Below are 15,268 nucleotides of genomic sequence, written 5' to 3'. Positions count from 1 at the left end.
CAATCCCGCGTTCGTCGGATCCGGAAAAAGTGATTCAGGTGGTTTGTCGATCGATCATAGTGAACCCGGTATCAATCTTGATCGGATTTTGCGCCGTTTCCGGTGATTTGAAACGATCCAGCAGCGCCTCTGCGGCTTGCAGGCCAATCGCCTGGCCGTCCACCCGAACCGTGGACAGGGCCGGATACACCTGCGCTGCGCTGCTCAGATCACCAAAGCCCATGATGGCCAGATCGTCTGGGATCTTCATGCCGCGGCTCGCCGCTTCCGCCAGTACGCCCTGGGCGATGGTGTCTGAGCTGCAGATGACGATTTCAGGCGTCGCGCCTTGTTCCAGCAACTGGCAAAGCCCGTCGCGGCCAGTTTTGAGCGTGGCGGGCGGCGTCAGGACCTGAAGCGGAACGGCCTCGACGCCATGACGTGCCAATTCGGCGATCAGGCTATGGCTGCGGCGCAAGCCCCGAGGGTCGCCCAAGGTCACCACCGAGAAGCGTTTGTAGCCCTTGGCCAATAAATGCTGGGCAGTGGCCTCGCCGACTTTTTCATGAGAGAAGCCTATCAGCATGTCCAGCGGGTTGTCGCCCAGATCCCAGGCTTCCACCACCGGAATGCCCGATTGAGCCAGGCGCAAGCGGCTGGATTCGGTATGCAGCGTGCCAGTCAGCACAATGCCGTCGGGCCTGCGGCCCAGCACCGCTTCAAGCAGTTTTTCTTCCTGTTCGGCAGAGTAGCCGGTCAGGCCAAGCAGTGTCTGGTAGCCGGCCTCGGTCAGTCGGTCCATCAGCGCCTGGACAGTGTCGGCGAAGATCGAGTTGGCGATAGTCGGCAGGAAGATCGCCACCAGCCGGCTCTTGTTGCTCGCCAGGCTCCCGGCCTGCATGTTGGATACGTAGCCGGTCTTGCGCACCGCTTCGAGCACTTTCTCTCGGGTTTCCTTGGTCACCACATCAGGCCGATGCAGAGCCCGCGATACCGTGATCGGCGATACGCCGGCGACCTTGGCCACATCGATTAACGTCAGCGCCGCCTTCTGGCCCGGCAGGCAGGACTCAGACTTTGCGGGCCTTCCGGGTTTTTTGGGCATGCGTTACTCGAAATCGATCAGGGAAAGGACGCAACAGCCTGCTCGAACAGGCACGCGGTGCGCAATTTAGCAAAGCTGTCCAACATGCGCACAATCAGCATCAATGCCCGTGGCTGCGGCCCACATGAGACGGTTCGCCTTCTGGAGCCGCCACCGCGCCGGTGACTTCCAGCCGCTCCAGTATCCCGCAGTGGTCGGCAGCGCCATCGGCGCAGCGGCGGCGCAGGTCGAGCAGCTGCTGCTGTAGCGCTTGCAGACTGGCGACCCGCGCGTTGACGTGTTCAATGTGTTCGTCGATCAAGGCATTGACGCTCTCGCACTGATCACGGGGGCTGTCGCGCAAGCGAAGCAAACTGCGAATCTCTTCCAGTGTCATGTCCAAGCTTCGGCAATTGCGGATGAATGAAAGCCGTTCAACGTGCGCCTGGGTGTACGTCCGATAGTTACCCTCAGTACGAGCCGGGGCAGGCAGAAGGCCCTCGCGTTCGTAATAGCGGATGGTTTCGACCTGAGACTCCGTGAGGCGGGCCAGTTCACCGATCTTCATGTGCTTCACCAGTATTCAGTGCTTGACCCTATAGTGGCTACAGGGTGTTCACTTGGCAACAGCAGACTCCAGGAGGGAGAACGATGAGCCAATTCACCCCTGTTACCGAGAAGCATAACCACGCCGCGCATTCGCACGAGCACAGCGCTGCACCGCACGCGCACGGCTGCTGTTCGGCCAAGGCCGCGCCCCAGGTCGTGAAATTTACCGAGACGCCAGCCACCGGCGCGCGTCTGAGCCGTTTTCGCATCGAGGCAATGGATTGCCCGACCGAACAGACGCTGATCCAGAACCGACTTGGCAAGCTCGCTGGTGTTCAGAAGCTGGAATTCAACCTGATAAACCGGCTGCTGGGTGTCTGGCACGACTTGCCTTCTACCGACCCGATTCGCGAGGCCATCGGTTCGCTTGGTATGCAAGCCGATCCTGTTGAAGAAGGCGCTGATCCCGCTGTTGCTGCCGCACCTGCCACCAAAAAACACTGGTGGCCGCTGGCGCTGTCCGGCGTAGCCGCGCTGGGGGCCGAGGCTGTGCATTTCGCTTCGCTCGGGCCGACTTGGGTTGTGGCGATGCTGGCGATGGTTTCGATCTTCAGTTGCGGACTCGGAACGTACAAAAAAGGCTGGATCGCGCTCAAGAACTTCAACCTTAACATTAACGCGCTGATGAGCATCGCGGTGACCGGTGCCGTGCTTATCGGGCAATGGCCGGAAGCCGCGATGGTGATGTTTCTGTTCACCGTCGCGGAGCTGATCGAGGCCAGGTCGCTGGATCGCGCGCGCAACGCGATCAGCGGCCTGATGCAACTGGCTCCCGAGTTGGCGACTGTCAAACAGTCGGATGGCAGCTGGATCGAGACCGAAGCCCGGCATGTCGAGCTCGGTGCCATTGTGCGGATTCGGCCCGGCGAGCGGATCGGGCTGGATGGCGAGGTGGTCGCTGGCAACTCGACCGTCGACCAGGCGCCTATTACCGGGGAAAGCCTGCCGGTGGAGAAAACCGAAGGTGACAAGGTGTTCGCCGGCACCATCAACCAGGCTGGCTCGCTGGAGTATCGGGTTACCGCAGCGGCCAGTAACTCGACGCTGGCGCGGATTATCCACGCGGTCGAAGCTGCTCAGGGCGCGCGGGCGCCGACTCAACGGTTCGTCGACAGCTTCTCGCGTATCTACACACCGGCGGTGTTCATCGTTGCACTGGCAGTGGCCGTCGTCGCGCCGCTGTTCTTCGGCGGCGTCTGGTTCGACTGGATCTACCGCGCGCTGGTGCTGCTGGTCGTGGCTTGCCCCTGTGCGCTGGTGATTTCCACGCCGGTGACCATTGTCAGCGGCCTGGCGGCGGCGGCGCGCAAAGGCATTCTGATCAAGGGCGGCGTATATCTGGAAATGGGCGAGAAGCTGGATTACCTGGCCCTCGACAAGACTGGCACGCTGACTCACGGCAAACCGGTGCAGACCGATTTCGTGGTGCTTGACCCGACAGTAGCCGACCACGTCCCCGCTATAGCCGCCAGTCTGGCGGCACGTTCCGATCACCCGGTGTCGCAAGCCATTGCCAAGGCTGCGCAGCAGAGCACCACGCTGCATGAGGTCGAGGCGTTCGAAGCGCTGGGCGGACGCGGCGTGAAGGGAAGGATCGGCGGGCAGGTTTACCACTTGGGCAATCACCGGCTGGTCGAGGAGCTGGGGCTATGCTCGCCTGACCTGGAAGCTCGACTGGATGCTCTGGAAATGCAGGGCAAGAGTGTGGTCCTGTTGCTGGACGATTCCAGACCACTGGCGCTGTTTGCCGTTGCCGATACGGTCAAGGAATCCAGCCGTGAAGCTATCGCCCAGTTGCACGAGCTTGGTATCAAGACGCTGATGCTGACCGGCGACAATCCGCATACCGCCAAGGCAATTGCCGAACAGGTTGGTATCGACCATGCGCAGGGGAATCTGCTGCCGGGCGACAAACTGGCCGCTATCGAGGCGCTATACGCCGACAAGCATCGGGTCGGGATGGTGGGAGACGGTATCAACGATGCGCCAGCGCTGGCGCGTGCCGAGATCGGTTTCGCCATGGCCGCTGCCGGAACCGACACGGCCATCGAAACAGCGGACGTCGCCCTGATGGACGACGATCTGCGCAAAATTCCGGCGTTTGTTCGCCTTTCTCGACAGACTTCGGCAGTGCTCAAACAGAACATCGCCCTGGCGCTGGTCACCAAAGTGCTGTTCATCGGCATCACCTTTGCGGGCATGGCGACCATGTGGATGGCCGTCTTCGCCGACATGGGCGTGAGCCTGCTGGTGGTTTTCAACGGGATGCGATTGATCAAGAAATGATCAGCTCAAGCGCGCTCCCGGGAGTTTGGGAGCGCGCTTGCCCGCGACGGCCATTTTGCGATTACCGGCCGAACCTCTCCTGGCCCCAAACTATAAGGGTTTCCAGCAGCTCTCTCAGCACCACTCGCGTGGGCTCTGCCAGATCCGGGCGGTAGTGGAACGGGGCGAATTCATCCATGTAGGTGCTTTGCGCCAGCTCCAGCTGCACAGCGTGGATATGGTTGGCCGGATTGCCGTAATGACGGGTGATGTGGCCGCCCTTGAATCGCCCGTTCAGCACATGGCTGTACTGGCCGGCCGCCGCGCACACGCGGTCGAGCCGGTTGGCCAGCTGCGTGTCGCAACTGGCCCCGTTGAAAGTACCCAGGTTGAAATCCGGAAGCCGGCCATCGAACAGGTGGGGAACGTGGCCGCGAATCGAGTGCGCGTCGAACAGCAGCGCATAGCCGAATTCCTCACGCAGCCGGGCAAGCTCCTGCTCCAGCGTCTGGTGGTATGGCTGCCAGATCTGCTCAAGGTAAGTTGCCCGTTCCTCGGCGCTGGGTGCGCGACTTTCCTTGAACAACGGCACGCCGTCGAACAGGATCGATGGAAACAGCCCGGTGGTTGCCCCGGCGTACAGCGGCTTGTCGTCCGCCGGCCGGTTCAGGTCGATGACAAAACGCGAATACTCGGCCGCCAGCGTGCTGGCACCCAGCTCCGCAGCGAAGTCGTACAGTCGGGGAATATGCCAGTCGGTGTCCGGCAGGCTCAGGGCTTCGTCGACCAGCCCTTCTTGCACGGCCGGGGTCAGTTTCAGGCCCGCATGGGGCATGCTGATCAGCAGCGGCACGCGGCCGCGGCTGAAGGTCAGAACGTTATCCACAATGCTTTCCTCAGATCTGTGATTCGACGCCGTGGCGCACGATGCGCTTGTCGAGGTCGCCGCCCAGCCAGTAGGCCAGATCAGCGGGTCGTTCAATGTCCCAGGCAACGAAGTCCGCGACCTTGCCGACTTCCAGCGAGCCGTGGCTCTCGCCCAGCCCCAGTGCCTTCGCGGCATTGATGGTGACGCCCGCCAGAGCTTCTTCGGGCGTCATGCGAAACAGCGTGCAGGCCATGTTCAGCATCAGCCGCAACGACAGACACGGCGAGGTGCCGGGGTTCATGTCGGTGGAAAGCGCAATCGGCACGCCATGCTGGCGCAACGCATCGAGTGGCGGCAGCTGCGTTTCGCGCAGAAAGTAATAGGCGCCCGGCAGTAGCACGGCGACCGTACCGGCGGCGGCCATGGCAATGGCGTCGGCTTCGGTCATGAACTCCAGATGGTCGGCTGACAGCGCCTGATACCGCGCCGCAAGGCTGGAGCCGCCCAGCGCGGAAAGCTGTTCGGCGTGAAGCTTGACCGGCAGCCCCAATTGGCCAGCGGTGATGAACACCTGTTCGACCTGCGCCGGCGAGAAGGCCAGATGTTCGCAGAACGCATCCACGGCATCGACCAGCCCTTCGGCCGCCAGCGCCGGGAGCATGTCGCCGCAGACGTGATTGATGTAGTCGTCGGCGCGGTCGACGTATTCCGGGGGCAGGGCATGGGCGGCCAGACAGGTACTGCGCACGGTCACCGGCTGGGTATTGCCGAGGCGACGAATCACGCGCAAGAGTTTGCGCTCGTTTTCCAGATCCAGCCCGTACCCGGACTTCATCTCGACCGTCGTAACGCCTTCCTTGAGCAGATGCTTGAGGCGGCGTTCGGCTGTGTCATATAGCTCATCCTCGGTAGCGGCGCGGGTAGCGCGCACCGTGCTGGCGATACCGCCGCCTGCCGCTGCGATTTCCGCGTAGCTCACGCCTTGCAGGCGCTGTTCGAATTCGCCGCTGCGATTGCCACCGAACACCGTGTGCGTGTGGCAATCGATCAACCCCGGCGTGACCCAGGCTCCGCCCAGATCGACCGTGCAGTCAGGCGCGGACTCGCCCAGATGAGCATGAGGCCCGATCCAGTGGATGAGCTCTCCAGAGGTCACGATGACAGCGTCCTCGATAATCGAGTAACGCCCTTGCGCCATTGTTGCGATGTGACAGTTCTTCCAGAGTGTTCTCATCCGGGGCCTCCAGGGTCATTTCATGTTTTTGACGAGCTTGGGCGTGATCCAAAAGTGATAAGCGACGACCAGCAGTACGATCCAGACTGCTCCGACGATCAACGCGGCGCGGTTATCCGGGAAGTAACCCAGTACGCCAAAGATAAACAGCATGAAAACAATGGCGGCGGCGGGTCCGTAAGGCCAGAACGGCACCGGGAATTTCAGCTGTGCGGCCTCTTCGGCGTTCAACGAGCGGCGCATGGCGACCTGGGTCAGCAGAATCATCAACCAGACCCAGACTGTTGCGAAAGTGGCGAGCGATGCGATCAGCAAGAACACGTCCTTGGGGATCAGGTAGTTCAGCACAACGCCACCAAGCAGGGTGATTGCCATTACCAGCACGGTCATCCACGGCACGCCCTGAGGCGAGAGCCTGGCGAAGCTGGCTGGAGCCTGTCCGTCGCGGGCCAGGCCGTACATCATGCGACCGGCACCGAAAATGTCGCTGTTGATGGCCGATACCGCTGCCGAAATCACCACGATGTTGAGAATAGTCGCTGCCGAGGCGATGCCCAGATTATCGAAGATCTGCACGAACGGGCTGCCTTGGGTACCAATCTGCTGCCAGGGATAGATGCACATCAGCACGAACAGGGTCAGCACGTAGAACAGCAGAATACGCAGCGGTACGGCGTTGATCGCACGCGGCAGGGTGCGTTGTGGATCCTTGGCCTCGCCAGCGGTGATGCCGATGACTTCGATGCCGCCGAAGGCGAACATCACCACCGCGAACGAAGCGATCAGCCCGCCGACGCCGTTGGGCATGAAGCCGCCGTGTGTCCAGAGGTTGCTGATACCGATCACGTTGTCGCCGGTCGAGGAGCCGATGCCAAACAGCATGATGCCGAAACCTGCCACGATCATGGCGATAATTGCGCCGACCTTCAGCAGAGACAACCAGAACTCGGTTTCACCGAACACCTTCACGTTGCACAGGTTGAGCGCGCCGATCAGGAATACGATGCTCAGCACCCAGATCCAGCGCGGCACTTCCGGAAACCAGAAGCCCATGTAAAGCCCGAACGCGGTCACGTCGGCCAGGCAGACGATGACCATTTCGAAGGCATAGGTCCAACCCAGCACGAAACCGGCCAGCGGGCCGAGGTAGCGGGTGGCGTAATGGCTGAAAGAGCCCGCGGCCGGGTCATGCACTGCCATTTCGCCCAAGGCACGCATGACCATGTAAACCGCCGCACCACCGATCAGGTAGGCCAGCAACACCGCCGGTCCGGCCTGCTGGATGGCGGCAGCGGAGCCGTAAAACAGTCCCGTGCCGATGGCAGCGCCCAGGGCCATGAAGCGAATGTGGCGGGCGGATAACCCGCGTTTCAAACCATCTTGTGACGTCATTTCTGGTCCATTTCATTACTGGGTATGGCAAAAGCTGCGAGAACGCCTGCATCCGGCTTCCCGCAGCGATCGCCATTGCGAGCCCTGCCAGGCTCGCGGCGCATCACAAACTGGGTAGCAGACGTGCAGGAACCAGCTGGTTCAGGCAAGTTGAGGACAACAGCTGGCTGGCAGCTTCGATGTCCGGTGCGAAAAAACGGTCCTTTTCGTAGGACGGTACTTTGCTGCGCAGGATGGAACGGGCTTGTTCCAGCTTGGGCGACGTTTTCAGACCGTCACGCAAGTCCAGACCCTGGCACGCAGCCAGCCATTCTACGGCAAGAATCCCCCGAACGTTTTCTGCCATTTCCCATAACCGCTTGCCGGCAGCCGGCGCCATCGACACATGGTCCTCCTGATTAGCGGAAGTCGGCAGGCTGTCGACGCTGTGCGGATGCGCCAGAGCCTTGTTTTCACTGGCCAGCGCCGCGGCGGTGACCTGAGCGATCATGAACCCGGAGTTGACGCCGCCGTTGGCCACCAGGAACGGCGGCAACTGCGACATATGCTTGTCCATCATCAGCGAAATGCGCCGTTCGCTCAGCGAACCGATCTCGGCAATCGCCAGCGCCAGATTGTCCGCAGCCATGGCGACCGGCTCGGCGTGGAAGTTGCCTCCGGAAATCACCTCGTTTTCGGCGGCGAAAACCAGCGGGTTGTCCGACACCGCGTTCGACTCGATTTCCAGCACCTCGGCGGCCTGACGCAGTTGGGTCAGACACGCTCCCATCACCTGCGGCTGGCAGCGCAGCGAGTACGGATCCTGAACCTTGTCGCAATTGCGGTGGGATTCGGAGACTTCGCTGCGTTCGCCCAGCAGGTCGCGGTAGCAGGCCGCGGCGTCGATCTGCCCGCGCTGACCACGCGCGGCATGAATCCGTGCGTCGAACGGCGAACGCGAGCCGAGCACCGCTTCAACGGTCAGCGCGCCGCACGACATGGCGGCGGCAAACAGGTCTTCGCCTTCGAACAGGCCGCGCAATGCATACGCGGTGGAGACCTGAGTACCGTTGAGCAACGCCAGGCCTTCCTTGGCCGCGAGGGTCAGCGGCTGCAGGCCGGCGACTGCCAGCGCATCGACCGCGTTGAGCCATTCGCCTTTGTAGCGTGCCTTCCCTTCGCCCAGCAGAACCAGCGACATGTGAGCCAGCGGCGCCAGATCGCCGGATGCGCCGACCGAGCCCTTCAGCGGAATGTGCGGATAGACCTCGGCGTTGATCAGCGCGATCAGGGCATCGATCACTACTCGACGAATGCCGGAAAAACCCCGGCTCAGGCTGTTGACCTTCAACACCATGACCAGCCGCACCAGCGCATCGCTGATTGGCTGGCCGACACCCGCCGCATGGGAAAGCACCAGCGAGCGCTGGAGGTTTTCCAGGTCGTGGCTGGCGATACGTGTCGAGGCCAGCAGGCCGAAGCCGGTATTGATGCCATAGGCCGTGCGGTTCTCGGCCAGGATGCGCTCGACACAGGCCACGCTGTCGTCGATGGGCTGGTCGGCGCTGCGGTCGAGAGTCAGCGTGACCGGCTGGCGGTAAATGGCACGCAGTTGTGCAAGCGTCAGTTCACCGGGAAGGAGGTTCAGATGTTCGGCAGATTGGGAAAGGGTCACGATGCAGCTACTCCTGTGGTGATGTCGGTCGGGCATATCGCATTGACGGCTGTTTCGCCGCTTGAGCGCCGACTGTAGTCTTGATGGGCCGCTTCACGGCTGCGCTGGAAGATCGTTTCCAGCGCTTGAGGATCCTTGAGTACTTCCACGCTGCGGGCGATATCCGGCGCCAGCCAGCGGTCCTCGTGATAAGGCGGAACGTGCTCGCGCAGCAGACGCCACGCGGTCTGCGTGCCGACGCCGAAGCGGCGGTCCTGGAGAAATTCAAAAGCCTGGGCGGCGAGCAGGTATTCGATGGCAAGTACCTGGCCGACATTCGCCAGCACCTTGTGCAGTTTCAGCGCGGCGTTGGTGCCCATGCTCAAGTGGTCTTCCTGCAAGCCGGAGGTGACGTAGTTGTCGACCACCGCCGGTTGCGCCAATTGACGGTTCTCAGCGCACAGCGAAGCGGCCACGTACTGGACGATCATCATTCCCGAGTTGACCCCCGGCTGGCTCACCAGAAACGGCGGCAGGCCGCTCACCAACGGATTGATCAGCCGATCCAGACGGCGCTCGGCAATCGAGCCAAGTTCGGCCATCGCCATGCACATCAGGTCCGCCGCCAGCGCCACCGATTGCCCGTGCGGATTGGCCTGGGACACCACGCGGTAAGCGTCCGGCGTACCCAACAACAACGGGTTATCGGTGACCGAATTCAGCTCGGTCTCGATCTGGCGGATAGCGTGGGCGAGCTGATCACGGGTAGCGCCATGCACCTGTGGGATCGAGCGGATGCTTAGTGCGTCCTGAGTACGAATGCCTTGCGCCTCGGCAAGCACTTCACTGCCGGCGAGCAGGCTGCGCAAATGGCTGCCGACTTGTTGCATGCCCGGATGCGGCTTGAGCGAGAGGATGCTTTCGTCAAAGGCATCCAGCTGGCCGCGCAATGCCTCAAAGCTCATGGCGCCGGTGACGTCGGCCCATTGCACCAGACGCTGGGCGTCGGCGACGGCCAGGCAGGCCAGACCGGTCATGCACGGAGTCCCGTTGACCAGACACAGTCCGTCCTTCGCGCCCAACTGCACTGGCGACAGGCTTTCAGCTGCCAATGCCTGCGAGGCGGCAACGGTCTGCCCGCGATAGGTGACCTGGCCGACGCCGAGCAGGGCGATGCCGATGTGCGCCATGTGGGTCAGATAGCCGACCGAGCCTTGGGATGGCACCTGGGGGGTGATGCCGCGATTGAGCAGGGTCAGCAGCGCTTCGACGACTTGCCGATGGATGCCCGATTTGCCCTGGCTGTAATTGAGGATCGCTGCGCAGATGATCGCCCGCGTCTGCTCGTCCGGTAACGGCGTGCCGACTCCACAGGCGTGGCTCAGCAAAGTATTACGCGACAGTCGGCTTAGCTGTTCTCCTTCCAGCGACACGCTGCACAGCGCGCCCAGCCCGGTATTCACCCCGTAAGCGCGCTCACCGCTGGCAACCACGCGCTGGACGATGGCCTGAGCGTTGTCGATACGTGCCCAGGCGCTGTCGCTTAGAGCCAGCTGCACGCCCTGTCGTGCTACGCGGGCGACGTCCTGCCAGGTGAGCGGCGCATTGCCGATGACAACCGTTTCTGCTTGCGACATCTGTCATGGTCCTTAAAGGGTCGCCACGCGCCGCTGGACGAAACGATCAACGTATTCGTCGGCGGGCGAGTGAAGGATTTGTTTCGGCGTACCGACCTGGATCAGACGCCCGTCCTTGAGAATCGCGATGCGATTGCCGATGCGTACGGCTTCATCGAGGTCGTGGGTAATGAAAACGATGGTCTTGTGCAGGCTGGCTTGCAACTCCAGCAGTTGGTCCTGCATCTCTGCGCGGATCAGAGGATCGAGCGCGCTGAAGGCTTCGTCCATCAGGATGATGTCGGTGTCGGCCGCCAGGGCCCGGGCCAGACCGACCCTTTGCCGCATGCCGCCGGACAGCTGATGCGGGTACTTTTCTTCGTAGCCCTTCAGGCCGACTGTGGTGATCCACTGCAAGGCCCGCTCGCGGCACAGCGCCTGGCTCTCGCCGCGAACTTTCAAGCCATAGGCGACGTTGTCCAGCACGGTCTTGTGCGGCAGCAGGCCGAAGCTCTGAAACACCATGCTGATCTTGTGGCGCCGAAATTGGCGCAACGCTTCCATGTCATAGCGCAGGATGTCTTCGCCATCCACCAGAATCTCGCCGCTGGTAGGGTCGATCAACCGGTTGAAGTGACGAACCAGGGTCGATTTGCCAGAGCCGGACAAACCCATGATCACGAAGATCTCGCCGCTGGCGATCGACAGTGACAGGTCGTTGACGCCGACAACACAGCCGGTCCGCGCCAACACCTGATCCTTGGTCTTGTTGTCACGGACCATGCTCAGCGCTTCGCTTTCGCGATTGCCGAAGATCTTGTACACGTTGCGCACCACGATCTTGTTCGCTTGCGCGTCCATTATTTGTTCGCCTCGTGTCGTGGACGGCCGTAGGCCTGGGTGATGCGGTCGATAACTACCGCGAGAATGACAATCGCCAGGCCCGCCTCAAGCCCGCGACCGACGTTGAGGGTCTGGATGCCGACCAGCACGTCTTCGCCCAGGCCGCGCGCGCCGATCATTGAGGCGATCACCACCATCGACAGCGCCATCATGGTGGTCTGGTTGATACCCGCCATGATGCTCGGCAGCGCCAGCGGCAATTGCACGCCGAACAGCTGCTGCCAGCGGTCGGCGCCGAACGCGTTGATAGCCTCCATGACCTCGCCGTCGACCTGGCGGATCCCCAGGTCGGTCAGGCGGATCAGGGGCGGTGCGGCGTAGATCACCGTGGCGAAGATCGCCGGCACCTTGCCCAGGCCGAACAGCATCAATACCGGAATCAGGTAAACGAAGCTGGGCATGGTCTGCATGATGTCCAGCAGCGGCATCAGCACCGAACGCAGGCGATTGCTGCGCGCCGACAGAATGCCCAGCGGAATGCCGATCAGCACCGCGATGAACGTTGCCACCAGCATGAGCGCCAGGGTTTGCATCAGCTTGTCCCAAAGCCCGACGGCACCCACCAGAAACAGCAGGCCGACGATCACCAGCGTGGTGAAGACCTTACGGGTGGCGTGCCAGGCGATACCGCCGACGATCAGCAGCATCAGCCACCAGGGCGCCATACGCAGCAGGCCTTCGAGATTGACGATCGCCCAGAGCAGCGTGTCGGAGATATGTCTGAACACGTCACCGTACTGCGTGACCAGGGTGTCGACCCCGTCGTTCACCCAGTTGGCGATCGAGAACGTGAAACTTTCGGGAAACATAAGCGGCTCTCAGGTTAGGTGTGGCGGGCCTTCGCACTGGCAGCCCGGCGAGCGTCGGGCGGCCTGCGCGCGTTACAACGAGGCTTGCACTTTTCTCGCGGCATCCTCGCTGACCCACTTATGCCAGACTTCCGGATGCTCCTTGAGGAAGATCCGGGCCAGCTTCGGCGACTCGATCCGCTCCTTGGCCATGCGTCCCAGGTTCTGGTTCAGCAAGTCGATGGGCAGGTTGACCTTTTCGAGAACGGCGATCAGCTCTGGCGCCTGGTCGTGGAACACTTTCGACACGCCGACCTTGATATCGATCGTCTTGTTCACGCCCGGCTTTTCGTCCAGACGCACCAGGTCGACCTGGCCCATCAACGGCGTCGGCGACCAGTAATAGGTGAGGATCGGCTCGCCGCGCTTGTAGCTGGACAGGATAGCCGCATCCAGCGCTGGGCCGGTGCCCGGCCGGAAGTTGGTGAATTTCCCTTCCAGACCGTAGGTCTTGAGCATTTCGCTGTTTTCCAGCTCACAGGTCCAACCGGCCGGACAGTTGTAGAAACGGCCCTTGCCGGGTTCTTCCTGATCCTTGAACACCGCTGCATATTGGGGCAGGTCACTGACCGCCCTGAGGTTCGGTGCCTTGGCTTCCAGCTTGCGCTTTGCATCGCCTTCGATCACATAGCGTGGCACGTACCAGCCTTCAACCGCGCCTACCACCGGCGCACCGACACCGACGACCTTCCCGGCTGCCGCCGCCTTGTTCCACACCTCGCTGCGGCCAACCCATTCTTCGGCGAATACCTGAATGTCGTTGGTGCTCAGGGCGTTTTCCATGGCGATAGAGTTGCCTGGCAGCGCGTCCACGCTGCAGCCGTAGCCTTTGTCGAACACCACTTGAAGAATGTCGGTCAGCAGCATCGCGCTTTCCCAGTTCAAACCGGCGAATTTCACCGGCTTGCCCGACTCGCACCAGCCTGCTGCCTGGCTCGCGCCGCTGGCGGCGAGCAGGCCGGCTGAAATCAATGTGGTCAGCAGGGCCGTCTTCGTTTTCATGGTTGATGCTCCTAAGCCTGGAAAAGGGGTGAGGGCAGCTTCAAACAGTTGGCCGGCCGCCGAGGCGACCGGCGATGCATTTAACGTCCGATCATTGGCAGGTTGAGGCCCTGCTCTCTGGCGCAATCGATGGCGATCTCGTAACCGGCATCGGCATGGCGCATCACGCCGGTGGCTGGGTCGTTGTGCAGCACGCGGGCGATGCGCTCGGCGGCTTCGTCAGTGCCATCACAGACGATTACCATCCCGGAATGCTGGGAGAAGCCCATGCCGACTCCGCCGCCGTGGTGCAGCGAAACCCATGTCGCACCGCTGGCGGTGTTGAGCAGTGCATTGAGCAACGGCCAGTCGGAGACCGCGTCGGAGCCATCGCGCATGGCTTCGGTTTCGCGGTTGGGGCTGGCGACCGAACCCGAGTCCAGGTGGTCGCGACCGATCACCACCGGCGCGGACAGCTCGCCGCTGCGCACCATTTCGTTGAACGCCAGGCCCAGCCTGGCCCGCTGACCCAGGCCGACCCAGCAGATACGTGCCGGCAAGCCCTGGAAGCTGATGCGCTCGCGGGCCATGTCCAGCCAGTTGTGCAGGTGAGCGTCATCGGGAATCAGCTCTTTTACCTTGGCGTCGGTCTTGTAGATGTCCTGAGGATCACCGGACAGCGCAGCCCAGCGGAACGGACCGACGCCTCGGCAGAACAGCGGGCGAATGTAGGCGGGAACGAAGCCGGGGAAATCGAACGCGTTAGCGACGCCCATTTCCTTGGCCATCTGGCGAATGTTGTTGCCGTAATCGAAGGTTGGCACGCCGGCTTTCTGGAAAGCGAGCATGGCCTCGACATGTTCGGCCATCGACTGCTTGGCGGCTTTCACCACGTCGGCCGGTTTGCTCTGGGCACGGGCGCGGTACTGCTCCCAGCTCCAGCCCTTGGGCAGGTAGCCATTCAACGGATCGTGGGCACTTGTCTGGTCGGTCACCATGTCCGGGCGTACGCCACGGCGCACCATTTCCGGAAGAATATCGGCGGCATTTGCGCACAGGGCGATGGAAATAGCTTTGCCTTCGGCGGTGTACCGCGCGATGCGCGCCAGCGCGTCATCCAGATCCGAAGCCTGTTCATCGACGTAACGGGTCTTGAGGCGGAAATCGATGCGGCTCTGCTGGCACTCAATGTTCAGTGAACACGCGCCAGCCAGCGTGGCGGCCAGCGGTTGGGCGCCGCCCATGCCGCCCAGACCTGCGGTCAGGACCCAGCGGCCTTTGAGGTTGCCCTGGTAATGCTGGCGACCCGCCTCGACGAAGGTTTCATAGGTGCCCTGAACGATGCCCTGGCTGCCGATGTAGATCCAGCTGCCAGCGGTCATCTGGCCATACATCGCGAGGCCCTTGGCATCCAGCTCATTGAAATGTTCCCAGCTGGCCCAGTGCGGCACCAGATTGGAGTTGGCGATCAGCACCCGTGGCGCGTTGCTGTGGGTCTTGAACACGCCAACCGGCTTGCCGGACTGCACCAGGAGGGTTTCGTCGTCGTTGAGCTGAGTGAGGCTTTCGACAATCTTGTCGTAGCACTCCCAGTTACGCGCTGCGCGACCGATGCCGCCGTAGACCACCAGTTCGTTCGGGTTCTCGGCGACTTCAGGGTCCAGGTTGTTCATGAGCATGCGCAGCGGCGCTTCGGTCAGCCAGCTCTTGGCCGTCAACTGGCTGCCGCGCGCGGCCCGCACGGTGATGTCGCGATGGCGAGTCCAGTCTTGTTCGGGTGCTTGATGAGTCTCGGTCACAACAAATCCTCCATGTGCGGGCAGGCAACGGGAGCCTGTCTCTACTTGTACATACAA

12 protein-coding genes are annotated in these 15,268 nt (G+C 62.1%); 1 reads left to right on the top strand and 11 read right to left on the bottom strand.

Translation table 11 applies throughout. The annotated features are described in order from the left end of the window. Positions 1-34: 34 nt before the first annotated feature. Together J3P77_RS20940 and cadR are read right to left on the bottom strand one after the other, a co-directional pair. Positions 35-1,084 (bottom strand): LacI family DNA-binding transcriptional regulator, encoded by a 1,050-nt coding sequence (locus tag J3P77_RS20940; protein WP_434678474.1) that lies wholly within the window; start codon positions 1,082-1,084, stop codon positions 35-37. Between the two features lie 100 nt (positions 1,085-1,184). Continuing rightward, entirely contained in the window at positions 1,185-1,631 is a 447-nt protein-coding gene (gene cadR / locus J3P77_RS20935) for a Cd(II)/Pb(II)-responsive transcriptional regulator (protein WP_434678473.1), read from the bottom strand. Between the two features lie 83 nt (positions 1,632-1,714). On the opposite strand from cadR, the gene J3P77_RS20930 reads away from it, so the two are divergent. Then, positions 1,715-3,958 carry a heavy metal translocating P-type ATPase gene (locus tag J3P77_RS20930; protein ID WP_434678472.1) on the top strand — a complete coding sequence of 748 codons (2,244 nt, stop codon included), beginning with the start codon at positions 1,715-1,717 and terminating at the stop codon, positions 3,956-3,958. A 61-nt stretch (positions 3,959-4,019) separates the two neighbouring features. Here J3P77_RS20930 and hutG read toward each other — a convergent pair whose 3' ends face one another. The 9 genes from hutG to hutU all read right to left on the bottom strand — a co-directional run bounded on the left by hutG (position 4,020) and on the right by hutU (position 15,211). Further along, positions 4,020-4,823: an N-formylglutamate deformylase gene (hutG, locus tag J3P77_RS20925; RefSeq protein WP_434678471.1), complete on the bottom strand. Its 804-nt coding sequence runs from the start codon at positions 4,821-4,823 to the stop codon at positions 4,020-4,022. A 10-nt stretch (positions 4,824-4,833) separates the two neighbouring features. After that, positions 4,834-6,039 carry an imidazolonepropionase gene (hutI, locus tag J3P77_RS20920; protein ID WP_434678470.1) on the bottom strand — a complete coding sequence of 402 codons (1,206 nt, stop codon included), beginning with the start codon at positions 6,037-6,039 and terminating at the stop codon, positions 4,834-4,836. A 15-nt stretch (positions 6,040-6,054) separates the two neighbouring features. Further along, positions 6,055-7,431, bottom strand: a complete 1,377-nt coding sequence (locus J3P77_RS20915; RefSeq protein ID WP_434678469.1) for an amino acid permease — start codon at positions 7,429-7,431, stop codon at positions 6,055-6,057. 103 nt (positions 7,432-7,534) lie between these two features. Further along, positions 7,535-9,058 (bottom strand): histidine ammonia-lyase, encoded by a 1,524-nt coding sequence (gene hutH / locus J3P77_RS20910; protein WP_434682092.1) that lies wholly within the window; start codon positions 9,056-9,058, stop codon positions 7,535-7,537. Positions 9,059-9,081: 23 nt separating this feature from the next. Continuing rightward, complete coding sequence (gene hutH, locus J3P77_RS20905) at positions 9,082-10,701, bottom strand: histidine ammonia-lyase (protein ID WP_434678468.1); 1,620 nt, start codon at positions 10,699-10,701, stop codon at positions 9,082-9,084. 12 nt (positions 10,702-10,713) lie between these two features. After that, positions 10,714-11,544 (bottom strand): quaternary amine ABC transporter ATP-binding protein, encoded by an 831-nt coding sequence (locus J3P77_RS20900; RefSeq protein ID WP_434682091.1) that lies wholly within the window; start codon positions 11,542-11,544, stop codon positions 10,714-10,716. Continuing rightward, positions 11,541-12,392, bottom strand: coding sequence for an ABC transporter permease (locus J3P77_RS20895; RefSeq protein WP_434678467.1), 852 nt, complete (start codon positions 12,390-12,392; stop codon positions 11,541-11,543). The genes J3P77_RS20900 and J3P77_RS20895 overlap by 4 nt, the downstream gene beginning before the upstream one ends. A 72-nt stretch (positions 12,393-12,464) precedes the next feature. Next, a complete protein-coding gene (locus J3P77_RS20890; protein WP_434678466.1) occupies positions 12,465-13,433 on the bottom strand; it encodes an ABC transporter substrate-binding protein in 969 nt (322 codons plus the stop codon). Between the two features lie 80 nt (positions 13,434-13,513). Next, positions 13,514-15,211, bottom strand: a complete 1,698-nt coding sequence (gene hutU / locus J3P77_RS20885; RefSeq protein ID WP_434678465.1) for a urocanate hydratase — start codon at positions 15,209-15,211, stop codon at positions 13,514-13,516. Positions 15,212-15,268 lie beyond the last annotated feature (57 nt).

It is taken from the genome of Pseudomonas sp. R1-18, assembly GCF_051132095.1.
Taxonomy (GTDB): Bacteria; Pseudomonadota; Gammaproteobacteria; order Pseudomonadales; family Pseudomonadaceae; genus Aquipseudomonas.
Note: the sequence above shows the minus strand (reverse complement) of the source record. Positions and strands in the feature narration are given on the sequence as shown.

Coding starts and splice junctions, on each gene's coding strand:
- J3P77_RS20940 (WP_434678474.1), bottom strand. CDS start 1,084: ATGCCCAAAAAACCCGGAAGGCCCGCAAAGTCTGAGTCCTGCCTGCCG.
- cadR (WP_434678473.1), bottom strand. CDS start 1,631: ATGAAGATCGGTGAACTGGCCCGCCTCACGGAGTCTCAGGTCGAAACC.
- J3P77_RS20930 (WP_434678472.1), top strand. CDS start 1,715: ATGAGCCAATTCACCCCTGTTACCGAGAAGCATAACCACGCCGCGCAT.
- hutI (WP_434678470.1), bottom strand. CDS start 6,039: ATGAGAACACTCTGGAAGAACTGTCACATCGCAACAATGGCGCAAGGG.
- J3P77_RS20915 (WP_434678469.1), bottom strand. CDS start 7,431: ATGACGTCACAAGATGGTTTGAAACGCGGGTTATCCGCCCGCCACATT.
- hutH (WP_434678468.1), bottom strand. CDS start 10,701: ATGTCGCAAGCAGAAACGGTTGTCATCGGCAATGCGCCGCTCACCTGG.
- J3P77_RS20895 (WP_434678467.1), bottom strand. CDS start 12,392: ATGTTTCCCGAAAGTTTCACGTTCTCGATCGCCAACTGGGTGAACGAC.
- J3P77_RS20890 (WP_434678466.1), bottom strand. CDS start 13,433: ATGAAAACGAAGACGGCCCTGCTGACCACATTGATTTCAGCCGGCCTG.